The organism is Streptomyces hamibioticus, from assembly GCF_047946815.1.
In the GTDB taxonomy this organism is placed as follows: Bacteria; Actinomycetota; Actinomycetes; order Streptomycetales; family Streptomycetaceae; genus Streptomyces.
The window spans coordinates 4,098,896-4,114,146 of the sequence record NZ_JBKKQY010000001.1; the positions used below are offsets into that span (position 1 = coordinate 4,098,896).

General features: G+C 75.7%; 14 protein-coding genes. 6 read left to right on the forward strand and 8 right to left on the reverse strand.

The genetic code is table 11. From position 1 onward, the window contains the following. Window positions 1-4: 4 nt before the first annotated feature. On the reverse strand, window positions 5-688 hold the full coding sequence (locus ACLGIH_RS18515; RefSeq protein WP_416526348.1) for an HD domain-containing protein: 684 nt from the start codon (window positions 686-688) through the stop codon (window positions 5-7). Window positions 689-808: 120 nt separating this feature from the next. On the opposite strand from ACLGIH_RS18515, the gene ACLGIH_RS18520 reads away from it, so the two are divergent. Both ACLGIH_RS18520 and ACLGIH_RS18525 read left to right on the forward strand, forming a co-directional pair. Continuing rightward, window positions 809-1,489, forward strand: coding sequence for a maleylpyruvate isomerase family mycothiol-dependent enzyme (locus ACLGIH_RS18520; RefSeq protein WP_416526349.1), 681 nt, complete (start codon window positions 809-811; stop codon window positions 1,487-1,489). A 110-nt stretch (window positions 1,490-1,599) separates the two neighbouring features. Next, window positions 1,600-2,289, forward strand: a complete 690-nt coding sequence (locus ACLGIH_RS18525; protein WP_416526350.1) for a copper homeostasis protein CutC — start codon at window positions 1,600-1,602, stop codon at window positions 2,287-2,289. Between the two features lie 276 nt (window positions 2,290-2,565). Here the strand turns inward: ACLGIH_RS18525 and ACLGIH_RS18530 are convergent, their stop codons facing one another. Beyond that, window positions 2,566-4,689, reverse strand: coding sequence for a HelD family protein (locus ACLGIH_RS18530; RefSeq protein ID WP_416526351.1), 2,124 nt, complete (start codon window positions 4,687-4,689; stop codon window positions 2,566-2,568). A gap of 348 nt (window positions 4,690-5,037) precedes the next feature. Between ACLGIH_RS18530 and ACLGIH_RS18535 the strand changes: the two genes are divergently transcribed. After that, the gene (locus ACLGIH_RS18535; RefSeq protein WP_416526352.1) at window positions 5,038-5,223 is read left to right on the forward strand and encodes a hypothetical protein; all 186 of its coding nucleotides are present in this window, start codon (window positions 5,038-5,040) and stop codon (window positions 5,221-5,223) included. A gap of 29 nt (window positions 5,224-5,252) precedes the next feature. Here the strand turns inward: ACLGIH_RS18535 and ACLGIH_RS18540 are convergent, their stop codons facing one another. The 3 genes from ACLGIH_RS18540 to ACLGIH_RS18550 form a co-directional block, all read right to left on the reverse strand. Then, on the reverse strand, window positions 5,253-6,896 hold the full coding sequence (locus ACLGIH_RS18540; protein ID WP_416526353.1) for a DNA repair helicase XPB: 1,644 nt from the start codon (window positions 6,894-6,896) through the stop codon (window positions 5,253-5,255). A 70-nt stretch (window positions 6,897-6,966) separates the two neighbouring features. After that, the gene (locus tag ACLGIH_RS18545; RefSeq protein WP_416526354.1) at window positions 6,967-7,176 is read right to left on the reverse strand and encodes a hypothetical protein; all 210 of its coding nucleotides are present in this window, start codon (window positions 7,174-7,176) and stop codon (window positions 6,967-6,969) included. A 409-nt stretch (window positions 7,177-7,585) separates the two neighbouring features. After that, a complete protein-coding gene (locus ACLGIH_RS18550; RefSeq protein WP_416526355.1) occupies window positions 7,586-10,564 on the reverse strand; it encodes a helicase-associated domain-containing protein in 2,979 nt (992 codons plus the stop codon). A 121-nt stretch (window positions 10,565-10,685) separates the two neighbouring features. Between ACLGIH_RS18550 and ACLGIH_RS18555 the strand changes: the two genes are divergently transcribed. Together ACLGIH_RS18555 and ACLGIH_RS18560 are read left to right on the forward strand one after the other, a co-directional pair. Then, the gene (locus ACLGIH_RS18555; protein WP_416526356.1) at window positions 10,686-11,741 is read left to right on the forward strand and encodes a hypothetical protein; all 1,056 of its coding nucleotides are present in this window, start codon (window positions 10,686-10,688) and stop codon (window positions 11,739-11,741) included. 536 nt (window positions 11,742-12,277) lie between these two features. After that, window positions 12,278-12,928, forward strand: coding sequence for an HAD family hydrolase (locus ACLGIH_RS18560; protein ID WP_416526357.1), 651 nt, complete (start codon window positions 12,278-12,280; stop codon window positions 12,926-12,928). On the opposite strand, the gene ACLGIH_RS18565 is transcribed toward ACLGIH_RS18560, so the two are convergent. Then, window positions 12,889-13,155, reverse strand: coding sequence for a hypothetical protein (locus ACLGIH_RS18565; protein ID WP_416526358.1), 267 nt, complete (start codon window positions 13,153-13,155; stop codon window positions 12,889-12,891). The genes ACLGIH_RS18560 and ACLGIH_RS18565 overlap by 40 nt on opposite strands. A gap of 152 nt (window positions 13,156-13,307) precedes the next feature. Between ACLGIH_RS18565 and ACLGIH_RS18570 the strand changes: the two genes are divergently transcribed. Further along, window positions 13,308-13,691, forward strand: coding sequence for a cold-shock protein (locus ACLGIH_RS18570; RefSeq protein WP_019326623.1), 384 nt, complete (start codon window positions 13,308-13,310; stop codon window positions 13,689-13,691). A gap of 4 nt (window positions 13,692-13,695) precedes the next feature. On the opposite strand, the gene ACLGIH_RS18575 is transcribed toward ACLGIH_RS18570, so the two are convergent. Next, complete coding sequence (locus ACLGIH_RS18575) at window positions 13,696-14,544, reverse strand: 1,4-dihydroxy-6-naphtoate synthase (RefSeq protein ID WP_416526359.1); 849 nt, start codon at window positions 14,542-14,544, stop codon at window positions 13,696-13,698. Next, window positions 14,534-15,232, reverse strand: coding sequence for a futalosine hydrolase (locus tag ACLGIH_RS18580; protein ID WP_416526360.1), 699 nt, complete (start codon window positions 15,230-15,232; stop codon window positions 14,534-14,536). The genes ACLGIH_RS18575 and ACLGIH_RS18580 overlap by 11 nt, the downstream gene beginning before the upstream one ends. Between the last annotated feature and the right edge of the window lie 19 nt (window positions 15,233-15,251).

Here is a 15,251-nt window from a genome sequence, read left to right on the forward strand (position 1 = left end):
CAGGCTACGGTGCCGGGCTGTCGTCCAGCGAGAGCATTTCCAGCTCGGCGGTGAGGTTGTAGCGGGTGGTCGGCTCCCATTCCCGCTGACCGTAGGGGGTGTGGAACAGCCGGGGCAGGTCGAGGAGCCGGCGCAGGACCGCGGACCGGCCGGCGCGGAAGGCGTCGTTCGGCACGAAGTGGTACTCCTCGCGGACGGCCGCGGTGTAGGCGGCGTACGCCGACGGCGGCGCGGCGAGGATCGCGAGGTCGGCGTCGCACAGCACCTGGCCGTTGCGGTCGTCGCCGGCCGGGTCGTGGGAGACGGTGAGCCGGACCAGGCGGGCCACCTCCGCGGTCGTCTCCCGGGCCACCCCGGCCTCGGGCAGGGCGCGTTCGGCGAGGCGCGCGGACCGCTCCTCGTTCTCGGAGCGGTCGGGCAGGTAGACGGCGTCGTGGAACCAGGCGGCGAGGCGTACGGCGTCCGGGTCGGCGGCGTGCTCCTGGAGCAGGTCGACGTGGTCGAGGACCGCGGTGAGATGGGCGAGGGTGTGGTAGCGGCGCTGCGGCTCCTGCCAGCGGGCGAGCAGGTTGTCGGCGTAGGGCACCGGGTCGGGCCACGGGGTCCCGGCGCCGGGCTCCGCCCCGGAACGCCGGGCTCCGTCCAGGGCGCGGGTGAAACGGGTGCGCAGCGCGTCGAGATCGGCCATGCGCCCATTCTCCCGCCGTTCCCCTCTGGCCTCCCGTCGCCCTCCCGTCGCCCTCCCGCCGTCCTCCTGCCGCCCCCGTCGCTCTCCCGTCCTCGGCCCCGCTGCCCCTAGCGTGGACCCATGACGACACCTGCCGACATGCACGACGTACGCGACCCCGAGCTGCCCGGGCGGCTGCTGGTGATCGAGCGGGACGAGCTGGTACCGCTGCTGAGGTCCCGGAAGGACGAGGACTTCGCGCTGCCGGTGGCGGCCTGTCCCGGCTGGACCGTGCGGGACATGCTGGCCCACTGCTCGTCCGCGCTGATCCGGGTGGTGGAGAACCGCTTCGAGAAGGGCGTCTTCTCGCCCGAGTCCAACGACCGGGACATCGCCGAGCGCGCCGACTGGTCCAACGCCCGGGTCGTCGACGAGCTGGAGCGCGGCATGACCGAGGCCGGGCCGGTGATCGGCCGGGCGGGCGGTGTGCTGGACGCGATCGCGCTGGGCGAGTGGGTGCACGCCGGTGATGTGCGCGCGACGTTCGGTGAACCGGGGGCGTACGCCGGGCGCGGCCTGCCGGAGGCGCTCGCGCTGCTGGCCACGGTCACCCGCGAGCGCGGGCACGTGCCGCTGCACGCCGACCTCGACGACATGGACGAGCCGCTGAAGCTGGGCGAGGCGAGCGGTGACCGGCCGCCGGGGCGGTTCATCGGGGACGCGGCGACACTCGTACGGCTGTACGCGGGGCGGCCGGTCGACGGGGCCTCGTTCGAGCTGGCCGGGGTGGAGGCGGCGGAGCTGAACATCTTCGGCGACTGACCGGGGCGGTCGGCGGGGGCGTAGTCTTGGATTGGACTAGACCTGTAGCGCCATGTCTAGCTCCATCTCCAGCGCCATCTCCACCTGTAGCCGCCGACGAATGGGGTCCCATGAGCAAGCGTGCAGTCCTGGAGGTGATCGCCCTCGACGTCGAGGACGCGGTCGCCGCCCAGGCCGGAGGCGCGGACCGCCTCGAACTGGTCACCGACATGGCGGCCGACGGGCTCACCCCGTCGGCCACGACCGTGGCCGCGGTCCGCGCCGCCGTCGACATCGACGTACGCGTGATGCTGCGGCTGGCGGACGGGTTCGCCGCCGGGGACGCCGAGCGGCTGGTACGGGTCGCGGGGGAGCTGCGGGAGGCCGGGGCGGAGCAGTTCGTGCTCGGGTTCCTGGACGCCCACGGCGGGGTGGACCTGGCGGCGGTGGAGCGGGTCGCGGGGGCGCTGCACGGCTGCCGGTGGACGTTCCACCGCGCGATCGACCGGGCCGCCGACCGGGGTGCGCTGCGCAAGCAGCTCGGCGACCTGCCCGGGCTGGACACCTACCTGACGGCCGGGGCGGCCGGCGGGGTCGACGCGGGGCTGCCGACGCTGGTCGCCGAGGCACGGCGGCGCGGTGAGCCCGGGTACGAGCAGCAGCTTCTGGTCGGCGGCGGGCTGCGGCTGGACCATGTGCCGGTGCTGCTGGAGGCGGGGATCGACGCCTTCCACATCGGGGGCGCGGCGCGGCCCGAGGGCTGGGACGGGCCGGTTTCCGCGGAGGCCGTGGCGCAGTGGCGGCGGGTGCTCGGGTCGTAGCCCACGGACGCCCGCCGGCCCGGCCCCGCAGGTGCCCACCGGCGCAGCCCGCGGGCGGTCGTGCTTCCCCCCAGCGCCTGAAACGGCCTGGGAGGCGCCCCCAGGGCGGTGCGGGTGGGCGATGGGGCCCCGCTCGAGCGAAGCCGGGAGTGGGGGCCCGCCGCGCGGGGCCGCGCCGCCGACTCCCGGCCGCACCGACGCTGCGCCGGGCCGCATCACCCCCCGGCGGCGCGGCGCCGGGCCGCATCACCCCCCGGCGTAGCCCGCCGCGCCCCGCTACGCCGCCAGCTGAGCCGGCAGCTCGGTGCCGTGCGTCACGATCAGGCCCGACACCGCTCGGGTCAGACAGACGTACAGGCGCCGCAGGCCGGTGCGTTCGTCCGGTTCCCCGTCGACGATCGCGCCGGGCTCGTCGAGGACCACGTAGTCGTACTCCAGGCCCTTGGCCAGGGAGGCCGGGACCAGCGTGAGGCGGGTGGCCCGCGTCGTCTCCTCGCCCGGGCCCAGGTGGCCGATGCCCGCCGCCGCGAGCGCGTCGGCCAGCCCGGGGACGCGGGCGTCGGCGGCGATCAGGCCGACCGAGCCCTCGTTGCGCAGCAGTTCGCGGCAGGCCGCCACGACGTCCGCGCAGCCGTCGGCGGTCCTGCGCATCTCGAAGAAGCCCGGGTTCTCGCGGATGGACGCCACCGGGGTCAGGCCCGGCGCGATGTGCGGCAGCAGCCGGGAGGCGTAGGCGATGACGTCCGTCGGCACGCGGAAACCGGCGGTCAGTTCCTCGACCACCGCACCGTCCTTGCCCAGGTGGCCCAGGGCCTCCTGCCAGCTCCGGGTCGCCCAGGGCGTGGTGCCCTGCGCCAGGTCGCCGAGGACGGTGGCGCTGCCGGTGGTGCAGCGGCGGCCCACCGCGCGGTACTGCATCGGGGAGAGGTCCTGGGCCTCGTCCAGCACGACGTGGCCCAGGGAGTGGGTGCGCTCGATCAGGTCGGTGGCCTCGTCGACCAGCACCGCGTCCGCGGGCGACCACCTGGCGGACCTCACCGATCGCGCGGGCTTCACCCACAGGATCGCCTTCTGCTCGTCCTCGGTGAGGACGCCGTCGGCGTGCTCGGCGAGGAAGCCGGCGTCCGACAGCAGGCGGAGCACCAGCTTCGCCGGGTCGACGGCCGGCCAGACGGCCTTCACCGCCGCCTTGACGGCCGCACTGCGCGCCACCGCGTTCTGCACCCGGTCGTCCGGGGCCTCGCCGGCCCGCTCCATCTGCACCAGCACCGCGTGCGCGATGCGCTGCGGCAGGGCCTCGCGGGCGGCGCCGTAGCGGATGCCGCGGTCGAGCAACTCGCGGACGATCTCCTCCAGTTCGTACGCCGCCACCCGCCAGCGGCGCGAGCCGCGCACCACGACCACCGGCTGGGTGGGCATGGTGACGTGCGCGTACAGGGCCCGGCGCAGCACCTCGGCCATCCGCGCGTCGCCCTTGACCACGGCCGCCGCGGCGTCGTCCGCGCCGCGCACCTCGACGTGCGCCACCAGGTCGTCCACCGTGGCCTGGCGGACCGTCAGCTCGCCGAGGGCGGGCAGCACCTGCTCGATGTAGTGCAGGAAGGACTCGTTCGGCCCGATGACCAGGGTGCCGGTGCGGGCCAGCCGCTCCCGGTGGGCGTAGAGGAGGTAGGCGACCCGGTGCAGGCCCACGGCGGTCTTCCCGGTGCCGGGGCCGCCCTGCACGCAGACGGTGCCGCCGAGCCCGGCACGCACGATCTCGTCCTGCTCGGGCTGGATGGTCGCCACGATGTCGCGCATCGGGCCGACGCGGGGCCGCTCGATCTCCTGCTGGAGCAGCTTGCTGGTGGCCGCCGCCTCGGCCGGGTCGGACAGGTGCTCGTCCTCGTACGCCGTGAGGTCGCCGCCGGTGTAGCCGAAGCGGCGGCGCAGCGCGATGCCCATGGGGTCCTTCCGGGACGCCCGGTAGAACGGCTGCGAGACCGGCGCCCGCCAGTCGATGACCATCGGATCGCCGTCGGCGTCGTGCACATGCCGGCGCCCGATGTAGAACCGCCCGCCCGTCTCCCACCGCCGCCCTTGCGAGGACGGCGCTTCGCGCCCCTCTGGTTCCTCGGCTCCCTCGGCCGGCTCGGCGCCCGGGGCGCGCAGGTAGTCCAGCCGCCCGAAGAACAGCGGGGTGTCGCCGAGGTCGGCCAGCGCCTTGATGCGGTCCTCGATCTGGCGTTCCAGGACGGCGGCGTTGACCCAGTTCGCGGTGACGTCGGTGATGTCGAGGGACTCGACGTCCTCCCGCATGGCGCGCAGTGCGGAGCGGGACGCGGCGAGGTGGGAGCGCTCCCGGGCGAGCGGGTCGTCGAAAGGGGCGTCGAGAGGGTCGTCGTGGACGGGCGTGGACAAGGCGGTGCCTCCGGAAGACCTGCTGCGTGGCTGGACGCGACGTGCGCGTGATGCCGGCCGGTTTCCGTCCGGGCGGCGGCTCTCCGTGGGGAGGCGGGCAAGAGCGGTGATTTTAGGAGAGCGCCTCCGGGGGCGCCAGCGGATTTCCGGCGGAGCGACGGCATCCGGCCGCCGCGCCCGGGGGCATCGCTTCCGGCCCGGGCGCCCGCATCCGACTCGGGGACGTCCCCTGCGGCCGTCCCCTACCCCGTGAGGACCAGGCATCGGCCCGCAGGCGTACGGAACGGCTCGCGAGGTTCGGTCCGGAGACCGACGTCAGGCTTATGTCCCGAATCGCACTATGGAGACATGAGCGCAGCAACCATCTCCCCCGCCCCGGCGCCGGGCCGCCCGTCCGGCGCCACGCCCGTGGCCGGCAGCCACCGGCACCGGCTCGGCGACGCCCTGCGCGCCGTCAAGGTGTTCGCGGGTGCCGCCTTCGACGTGATCATCCTCGGCGAGTACGGCGAGGAGGCGGGCGTCCGCCACCGGTGAGGGCCGGCGCCCGTCGCCGGGCCGTCGGCTCAGCTCTCCGCCAGGATCTCGTCCGCGTCCACGATCCGGTACGCATAGCCCTGCTCCGCCAGGAACCGCTGGCGGTGCGCCGCGAAGTCCTGGTCGATGGTGTCGCGGGCGACGACCGAGTAGAAGTGCGCCTGGTGCCCGTCCGACTTGGGCCGCAGCACCCGGCCCAGGCGCTGCGCCTCCTCCTGCCGCGACCCGAAGGTGCCGGACACCTGGATGGCGACCGTCGCCTCCGGCAGGTCGATGGAGAAGTTCGCCACCTTGGACACCACCAGCACGCTGATCTCGCCCTGCCGGAAGGCCTCGAACAGTTTCTCCCGCTGGGCGTTGGACGTCTCGCCCTTGATCACCGGTGCGTCCAGGTGCTCGCCCAGTTCGTCGAGCTGGTCGATGTACTGGCCGATGACCAGGGTCTGCTGCCCGGCGAAGCGGCGGACGATCGCCTCCGTCACCTTCCGCTTGGTCGCGGTGGTCGCGCAGAAGCGGTACTTCTCCTCCGTCTCGGCGGTGGCGTAGGCCAGCCGCTCGGACTCGGTGAGGTTGACCCGGACCTCCACGCAGTCGGCGGGCGCGATGTAGCCCTGCGCCTCGATCTCCTTCCACGGCGCGTCGAACCGCTTGGGCCCGATCAGCGAGAAGACGTCGGACTCGCGGCCGTCCTCCCGGACCAGCGTCGCGGTCAGACCCAGCCGGCGCCGGGCCTGGAGGTCGGCGGTGAACTTGAAGACCGGCGCCGGCAGCAGATGCACCTCGTCGTAGACGATCAGCCCCCAGTCCCGGGAGTCGAACAGCTCCAGGTGCGGATAGACGCCCTTCCGCTTCGTCGTCAGCACCTGGTACGTGGCGATGGTGACCGGCCGGATCTCCTTCCTGGTGCCGCTGTACTCGCCGATCTCCTCCTCGGTCAGCGAGGTGCGCCTCACCAGCTCGTGCTTCCACTGCCGGGCGGAGACGGTGTTGGTGACCAGGATCAGCGTGGTCGACTTCGCCTGGGCCATGGACCCCGCCCCGACCAGCGTCTTCCCCGCCCCGCAGGGCAGGACGACCACGCCGGACCCGCCGTGCCAGAAGTTCTCCACCGCCTGCTTCTGGTACGGGCGCAGCGCCCAGCCGTCCTCCGCCAGCTCGATCGGGTGCGCCTCGCCGTCGACGTACCCGGCGAGGTCCTCGGCCGGCCAGCCCAGTTTCAGCAGCGTCTGCTTGATCTGCCCGCGCTCGGAGGGGTGCACGGCCACGGTGTCCGGGTCGATGCGGGTGCCGACCAGCGGTGCCACCCGCTTCGACTTCAGGACCTCCTCCAGCACCGGCCGGTCGGTGGTGGTCAGCACCAGGCCGTGCGCCGGGTGCTTGACCAGGCTGAGCCGGCCGTAGCGGTCCATCGTCTCGGCGATGTCGACGAGCAGCGCGTGCGGCACGGGGTAGCGGCTGTACTGCACCAGGGCGTCCACGACCTGTTCGGCGTCGTGGCCGGCCGCGCGCGCGTTCCACAGGCCCAGCGGCGTGAGCCGGTAGGTGTGGATGTGCTCCGGCGCCCGCTCCAGCTCGGCGAAGGGCGCGATGGCCCGACGGCACTCGTCGGCCAGCTCGTGGTCGACTTCCAGGAGCAGGGTCTTGTCGGACTGGACGATCAGCGGACCATTCACGGGCGGCACCCTTTCGCGTACGGCCGGACGGCTCGGCCAAACGTCCAGTTTGCCTGATCCTCGGGCGGGGCTAGGGCAGAGTGAGGTTGTTCACCAGCGGTCCCTCCACGGTGACGCCCTCGGTGACGACCCGCTCGACGCCGGTGGCCGGCAGCGGCAGGGGCAGGGCGGCGGCCTCGGGGGCGAGCGCGCCGAGCAGCGCCGCACCGGTGATCAGGGCGGAGACGGAGACCGCGATGGCGGAACGGGCGGGGGAGGAGGGCTCGGAGGTGGAGCACATGGGTTTCTGGCCTTTCGGTACCGGTCGTCGGGGCGGGCAGCTCGCAGCGGGCCGGCCCAGGGGACTCGGACCGGCCCGGACAGGGGGGCGGCAGGGATCAGAAGGTCGCGCCTCCGGTGAGGTCGATGCCGATCGCCGCGGCCTCGGCGGCGAACGCCCCGAGCAGCACGACGGTGGAGGTCAGGACGGCGGCGGCACGACGGATGGAACGCATCGGAAGCTTCCTTTCGCTTCGGAGTAGGACAAGCGGTGGCTGCCCGCCTCCCTGCAGACCGATGCGGAATATGAAGAAAGCTCCCTCTGGGGTGCGAAAAGCCCGGCGTGGCGTGCATAAATCGACGATTACGCCCGAAAGAGCGGAAGAAAGCGGAATTCCCAGCGGTGGACCGTAAAGGGAGGGGGGCCGCCGTCAGGTGGCGTCGTCGGCCAGCTCCGCGACCCCCGTGATCCGGTGCAGCGGAAAGGTGCGCACCTCGTCGGCCGTGTGGTCGTACGCCGTCACGTAGCCGCCCTCCACGCGGATCGGGGCGATGACCCGCTGGCTGGCGGCACCCTCGGCGTTCACATAGCCGATCCACAGCGCCTCGCCGGTCAGTACGGCGGCCTGCGTGGTGGCGAGGGTCTCCGCGGCGGACGTGCGCGGCAGCTCGCCGGCCCCCACCGCCTCCGGGGACGGCTTGCGCGGTGCCGTGGAGGCCAGGTCACCGGCCCGGACCGCCCGGATCGCCGCCGCCAGCAGCGTGTCGTCCGGCACCGGCGGCCCGTCCGGCACCGGCTCCGGCGGGGTGCGCGGCGGGGTGCGGTGGGCGTCGGCGCGGGTGATCAGCACATCGCCCTCGGCGGACTCGGCGGCCGGCGCGAATCCCATGCCCCGCAGCCCTTCCAGCAGCGCCGCGGGGCCCGCCTGCGCGGCCAGCACGGTCGGTGCCAGCCGGCGCAGCCCGAGGCCCGCGGCCCGCTTGTCGGCGAGGATCTCGTTGAGCATCGCGTCGTCGTCGCAGCGCACGTACGCCGAGGCGGCGCCGACCCGCAGATGTCCGTGCCGGCGGGCCACGTCGTCGATCAGGTACGCCAGCGGCTGGGGCACCGGCGTCCGGGAGTGCGCGGCGAGGAAGGCGTGCAGGTCGGCGGCGGTCCGCCCGGCGTCCAGGGCGCGGCGCACCGAACCGGGCGTGAACCGGTAGACCGTCGCCCCGCCCTTGGACTCCACGTCCGCCAGCACGCCCAGCATGTCCGCCAGCGGACGCTCCAGCGGCCCCGGCGCCACCGCCGTCAGGTCCGCCTGGAGCAGCACGTGGTCCAGCGGCTCGGGCAGCAGCGGGGCGAGCAGCCGGGCGGCGGAGGCGCACGCGGCGGCCTGCTCGGCGGGGGACAGGGGCGCGGGGCGGGGGACGGAGTACCGCTCGGCCCCGGGGTCCGGCGCCGGGTACGGCGGGACCGCCGGGCCCGGCGCCGCGTGCTGCGGGGTGGTCCGGTGGTGGTGGACGGGCAGCTTGTCGCCGGGGCCCCCGGCCGCCCACTCCCGCGCCTTCCCGGCCCCGGGCTCCGCCTGCGCCTCGGCCGCCGGCTCCCGCCCCTTCCCGGCCTCGGGCTCCGCCTGCGCCTCGGCCGCCGGCTCCCGCCCCTTCCCGGCCTCGGGCTCTGCCTGCGCCCCGGCCGCCGGCTTCCGCTCCGCCGCAGGCCCCGTCTGCGCGGGTGCGTGGGGCTCTCCGTGCTCCTGGGGCTGCCCGGGGGCTTGGGGCTGTCCCTGCTCCTGGGGCTGCGGCCCGGGCACCTGGGACCGCCCGAGCGCCTGGGACGGCTGCCCCACTCCCCGGGACGACGACTGCCCCGCGCCCTGAGCCGACGACTGCCCCGCCCCCTGCGAAGCCGCCCGCCCCGGCTCCCCCGTCGGCTCCGGCTCCCGGGTCGGCCCGGGCGCCCCGATCAGCGCGCGCCCCGGCGCCGACAGCGCGCCGCGCCCGGTCACGCCGAGCAGCTCCGCCTCGGACAGCGTCCACCGGGCGAGCCGGGCGCGCAGGTCGTCCTCCCGGCGCTGCGGGCGCTCCCAGTGCAGCCGGGCCAGCACCGACTCCGCGTCCGGCGCGGCGCCCCGCGGCAGCTCCGCCAGCAGGGCCAGCACCCGGTGCCGTACCTCCGGCGCCGCCGAACGGTCCAGGCCCGGGCCCAGCGCCGACAACGTCCGGTCCTTGGCGTCCCGCCCGCCGACCAGCCCCGGCGCCCGGGTCGCCGTCAGCCATGCCCCGGCCAGCCGCGCCCAGCGCTCGGCGGCGGGCAGCTCCCGCCACTCGTCGTAGGCCGGCGTCGCCGCGTACCGCTCGTCGGCCTCCCCGTCGGAGGCCAGCAGTCCGGCGGCGTAGGCCAGTTCCACCCAGAAGGCGGCGACCGGCTCCGGCACGTCCAGGGCGACGGCGGTCCGCTTCAGGTCGCGCACGCTCAGCCCGCCGGCCCGCAGCACCGCCGGGCCGCCCTCGTCCCAGTCCTTCAGCAGTTCCTCGACCGTGTCCAGCGCCGCCAGGGCCTGGCCGGCCGCGGTGGCGTCCACCATCGGCGGCCGGTGCGCGGCGGCGACCGCCACCGGCGGCGGCACCGGCTCGGGCGTGCGGTGCGCGCGGCCGGCGCGCAGGTGCAGGGCGACCTCGCGGGGCAGGACCACCGTGCCGGGCGCGGTCGGCAGCAGCAGCCCGCGGTCCAGCAGCAGCCGCAGCCGGGGCGCGGGGTCGGCGGTGACCTGGCCGTAGGGCGGCCCCCAGACGAGGCGGTCCAGCACCTCCCGGGAGTCGGCCGGGACCTCGGCGAGCAGCGCCGCCATCCGGCCCCGGTCGGTGAACAAGCCGGTGAGCGCGGCCACGGCGGACACGGAGTCGTGGGTGGAGGCCAGCCCGGCCGCGGCGAGGATCTCCTGGATGCGGCCGGGGGACATCCCGGCGGTGGCCTCCTGGACGGTGGGCCCGAGGCCGGTCGGGGACGGGTGCTGCGGGGTGGGGGCGAGCAGCTCGCGGGCCGTGCGCACCAGCCGCAACCGCTCGTCGCCGCCCCACACCAGCGCCTGTTCGCGCAGGGTGCCGACGGCCCGGGGCAGCGCGGCGGCGACGGCCGGGTCGTGCTCGTCGCCGGCCATGAGCCCGAGCAGTTCGTCGTACGACGCCGGGTCCGCGGCGACGGCCAGCGCTTCCGCCGTCTGGAGCGCGAACCGGTCCAGCCGCTCCAGGGCGCGCACGACCGAGGCGCGGGTGCCGGCCCGGGTGGCGAGCTGGGTGAGGTCCGTGGGCACGGGGGTGACGAGGTCGGGACGGCTGCGCAGGAGGGCGGCCAGGGAGGCGTCGTCCCTGGCACGGAGCGCTTCCGCGAGGGACCGGGGGGCCGCGGGCTTCTCCTCGGTGCTCATCCGCCCCACGGTAGCGGGTGGGTACGACGAGGGGGCGCGCGTCGGCGTGCGCGCTGCGCCCCCGGACAGGGGGTACCGTCGTCCATCGGGGCATCAACACCGCAGCGCCCCGGAGGGGTTCGTGGGGATCGAGAGCGATCAGGTCGTCTACGAGTATCTGAGCCGGGTCGGCGACGTGGCCCAGCAGCGGCAGCTGCCGTCGGCCGCGCGCATGCGACTGGTGGCGGAGTTGCGCGAGGAGATCGACAAGCGCCGGTCGAAGGCGGTCGTCGACTCGCCCGCGGCCGTGCGCCGCATCCTGGACCGGCTCGGCAGCCCGGACGACGTCGTCGAGGCGGCCGGCGACACCCGCACCGGCACCGACAACCGCACCGGCACCGGTGCGCCGCCCCGGGCGCCCGCCGCCGTGCCCGTACAGCGCGACGCGCAGTCCCCGCGGAAAGAGCGCCGCAAGGGCCTGCGCCGCGTCGCCCCCCGCCCGCGACCGGCCGAGCCGCCGCCCGCCGCCGCACCGGGAGCCGCACAGTCCGACGTGGCGTCCCCACCCCACCTGGCCGCCGCGCACGAACTGGGCGGCAGCGTCCGGCAGCCCGACTGGTGGCGCGTGGAGAACAGCCCCTTCGACGTCGGTGACAGCGTGCCGGGGTTCGTCGGCGGCGTGGAGATCCCGGAGCTGCTGAAGCCCCCGCCGCGGCGGGCCGAGGAGCGGGTGGCCGCCGCCGGTCCCGCCGCGGTCCCCGACGGTCCGGGCGGTCCCGGTGCGGCCGGCCGGCCCGGCGAGGTCGTCGAGGCCGCCGTCCCCGCCCGCCGCCGCCTGCCCCGGCCGTGGCCCGAGGGCGGCTGGAACAACCCGCTGCTGCTGTTCGCCGCGGCGCTCCTGGTGGCCGGCGCGGCGCTCGGCAACCTCCTGCCGCTGGCCCTGGGCTGGCTGATCACCCTCCTGTCCCGCCGCCTGACCCCGGCCCAGGTCAAATGGGCGGTGCTGGGGCTGCCGGGGCTGGTCGCCGCGTCCGGGATCGTGTGGCTGTGGGGCCGCACCGACGGGCGCTGGGGCGACCCGATCGCCGACGGCCACATGAACGCCGCCGTCGCCGACACCTGGCCGTGGGTCCTGCGGGGCGCGGCGCTCGCCTCCGCGCTGTACCTGGTGTGGCGGGCCCGCCGCCCCGCGGGCTGAGCCCCCGGGGCCCGCGCGCCGGCGCCCGGACCCGCGAGCCCGGCCACCCTGGAGCCCGCCCCCCGCGTCCCGCGCCCCCAGGACCTGCGCCTTCCGGGGCCCGCGCGCCGGCGCCCGGACCCGCGAGCCCGGCCACCCTGGAGCCCGCCCCCCGCGTCCCGCGCCCCCAGGGCCTGCGCCCCCCGGGGCCCGCGCGCCGGCGCCCGGACCCGCGAGCCCGGCCACCCTGGAGCCCGCCCCCCGCGTCCCGCGCCCCCAGGACCTGCGCCTCCCGGGGCCCGCGCGCCGGCGCCCGGACCCGCGGGTGCCCGGGCGCCCCGGAGGACGGGGGCCGCTCCCCCCGAGGACCGCGTCCCTCGCGCACCTCGGCCTGGTGGGCGCCGTAGCCGGGCACGTCGCGGCCGCTGCGTCCCCGGCACGGCCGCACCCCCCGGCCGCACCCCCTCCGGCCGCACCCGCTCCGGTCACGGCCGGGCAGGGGCGCCCGTGCCCGGGTGCCGTGGGGCGCTGCCCGGCTCCCCGGCACAATGGCTCCCATGGCCCTTGCGACCCGCCCCGCCCCGACCGTCGGCTTCGACCTCGACATGACGCTGATCGACTCCCGGCCCGGCATCCACGCCTGCTACCGGGCGCTGTCCGAGCGGACGGGGACGTACGTCGACGCCGACCTGGCGGTCACGCGGCTCGGGCCCCCGCTGGAGCAGGAGCTGGCGAACTGGTTCCCGGCGGAGCTGGTGCCGGCCACCGCCGACCTGTACCGGTCGCTGTACCCGACGCACGCCATCGCGGCCACGCCCGCGCTGCCCGGTGCCGCCGAGGCGATCGCGGCCGTCCGGGAGTCCGGCGGGCGGGCGATCGTGGTCACCGCCAAGTACGAGCCCAACGCCAAGCTGCACCTGGAGCACCTCGGCATCGAGCCGGACGCGGTGATCGGCGACCTGTGGGCGGAGCAGAAGGCGGTGGCCCTGCGCGAGCACGGCGCGGACGTGTACGTCGGGGACCACCTGGGCGACATACGCGGCGCGCGCACCGCCGAGGCGCACGCGGTCGCCGTCGCCACCGGCCCGTACGGCGCCGGGGAGCTGCGCGCGGCCGGAGCGGACACCGTCCTGGCGGACCTGACCGAGTTCCCGGCCTGGCTCGCGGCCTACCGGGAGGAGCCCCCGGCCCCGGCCGCGCGCGCCTGACGACGCCCCGCCGCGACGGACTGGAGCACCCCGGCCCCGGCCATCGCGAATCCGACTCCCATCAGCATGCTCAGGACGAACATGTAGGTGGGAAAGGGCGTCGTGCCCAGAAACAGCGGGGCGACCGTGACCACGGTGGCCACGGTGCCGAGGAAGAAGACGATGGCACCGGCGCGGATCAGTCGGTCACCGGGCGCGGCGGAATTCGTTCGGGTTTTGTCACGCACCCGACCAGGGTAGTTCCCAGCGCAAAGGAACAAACCGGGGGACGTCTTGTCACCGGGTGGAAGACCATTAGCCTTGGTACCGGCGGGTCCTGGACGGCCCGCCTAGGTTGTTATTGAGCAGTTTTCCGACGAGTACGAGGACGAGGACAGACGTGCCTACCGGCAAGGTCAAGTGGTTCAACAGTGAGAAGGGCTTCGGCTTTCTCTCCCGCGACGACGGCGGTGACGTCTTCGTTCATTCCTCGGTCCTCCCCGCCGGAGTCGAGGCGCTGAAGCCCGGACAGCGCGTGGAGTTCGGCGTGGTCGCCGGGCAACGCGGTGACCAGGCCCTGTCCCTGACGCTGCTGGACCCGGCCCCGTCGGTCGCCGCCGCCCAGCGCAAGAAGCCGGACGAGCTGGCCTCCATCGTGCAGGACCTGACGACCCTGCTGGAGAACATCACGCCGATGCTGGAGCGCGGCCGCTACCCCGACAAGGCCGCCGGCAAGAAGATCGCCGGCCTGCTGCGGGCGGTCGCCGACCAGTTGGACGTCTGACCGCTCACGGAAACCGCAGCGCGTCCGGGCCGAGGGGCGGCACCAGCCCCTCGGCCGCCGCGCGGGTGAGCAGCCCGCGCACCGCCGCGTAGCCGTCCTCGCCGAGGTCGGCGGTGAACTCGTTGACGTACAGCCCGATGTGCTGGTCGGCGACGGCCGGGTCCATCTCCTGGGCGTGCTCCATGACGTAGGGGCGGGAGGCCTCGGGGTCGTCCCAGGCCGCGCGGACGGACGTACGGACGGCGCCGGCGAGCAGCGTCAGGGTGTCCGCGCCCAGTGACCGCCTGGCGATGATCGCGCCGAGCGGGATCGGCAGCCCGGTGCTGTGCTCCCAGTGCTCGCCCATGTCGGCGAGCTTGTGCAGCCCGTAGTTCCGGTACGTGAACCGCGCCTCGTGGATCACCAGGCCCGCGTCCACCTTTCCGTCCCGCACGGCCGGCATGATCTCGTGGAACGGCATCACCACGATCTCCCCCACCCCGCCGGGCAGGGTGTCCGCCGCCCAGAGCCGGAACAGCAGGTACGCCGTCGACTTCTCGCTGGGCACCGCGACCGTGCGGCCCCGCAGGTCGGCGCCGGGCTCCCGGGTGAGCACCAGCGGGCCGCAGCCCCGGCCCAGCGCGCCGCCGCAGGGCAGCAGGGCGTACCGGTCCAGGACGTACGGCAGCACCGCGTACGACACCTTCAGCACGTCGGACTCGCCGCGCTCGGCCATGCCGTTGGTGATGTCGATGTCCGCGAACGTCACGTCGAGGGCGGGGGCGCCGGGGACGCGGCCGTGGGCCAGGGCGTCGAAGACGAAGGTGTCGTTGGGGCAGGGGGAGTACGCGATCTGCAACGGCTCACTGCTCATGTGGGTTCCAACTCTCCAGGACGGGCGCGAGCTTCCCGAAGGCGTCCGTGAGGGCGGCGAGCGCGTCGGGGATGCGCCAGGCGTCACGGTCGCGGGGGCCGACCGGGTTGGACACCGCGCGCAGCTCCAGTACGTCCGTGCCGTGCGCGGCGGCGGCCTCGGCGACGCCGAAGCCCTCCATGGCCTCGGCCAGCGCCCCGGGATGGCGGGCGCGCAGCTCGTCGGCGCGGGCGGCGGTGCCGGTCACCGTGGACCCGGTCAGGACGGTGCCGGTGCGGGCGCCGGTCGCGGCGGCGACCGCGCGGACCAGCGCGGCGGGCGGGCGGTGGGTGACGGTGCCGAAGCCGAGGGCGGTGACCGGCAGGAAGCCGTCGGCCGTCTCGGCGCCCAGGTCGGCCGCGGTGATCTCGTCGGCGACGACGAGCGAGCCGACCGGCGCGTGCGGCGCGAACCCGCCGGCGATGCCGGCCGAGACGACCAGGCCGTAGGGGGCGCCGTCCAGGGCGGCGGCGGTCAGCGCGGCGGCGGTGGAGGCGGCGGCCAGGGCGGGGCCGACGCCGGCGGCCAGCAGGTCGTACCGGCCGTCCGGCACCCGCAGCAGGGTCACCCCGGGCCGGTCGACCGCGCCGGGCGGCCCCGGGAACGCCTGGGCCACCGCGTCCCGTTCGACGGGGACCGCGGTGGCCACGAGCACGCGTGTCCGGGAA

Coding starts and splice junctions, on each gene's coding strand:
- ACLGIH_RS18550 (WP_416526355.1), bottom strand. CDS start 10,564: ATGAGCACCGAGGAGAAGCCCGCGGCCCCCCGGTCCCTCGCGGAAGCG.
- ACLGIH_RS18560 (WP_416526357.1), top strand. CDS start 12,278: ATGGCCCTTGCGACCCGCCCCGCCCCGACCGTCGGCTTCGACCTCGAC.
- ACLGIH_RS18525 (WP_416526350.1), top strand. CDS start 1,600: ATGAGCAAGCGTGCAGTCCTGGAGGTGATCGCCCTCGACGTCGAGGAC.
- ACLGIH_RS18575 (WP_416526359.1), bottom strand. CDS start 14,544: ATGAGCAGTGAGCCGTTGCAGATCGCGTACTCCCCCTGCCCCAACGAC.
- ACLGIH_RS18515 (WP_416526348.1), bottom strand. CDS start 688: ATGGCCGATCTCGACGCGCTGCGCACCCGTTTCACCCGCGCCCTGGAC.
- ACLGIH_RS18535 (WP_416526352.1), top strand. CDS start 5,038: ATGAGCGCAGCAACCATCTCCCCCGCCCCGGCGCCGGGCCGCCCGTCC.
- ACLGIH_RS18545 (WP_416526354.1), bottom strand. CDS start 7,176: ATGTGCTCCACCTCCGAGCCCTCCTCCCCCGCCCGTTCCGCCATCGCG.
- ACLGIH_RS18520 (WP_416526349.1), top strand. CDS start 809: ATGACGACACCTGCCGACATGCACGACGTACGCGACCCCGAGCTGCCC.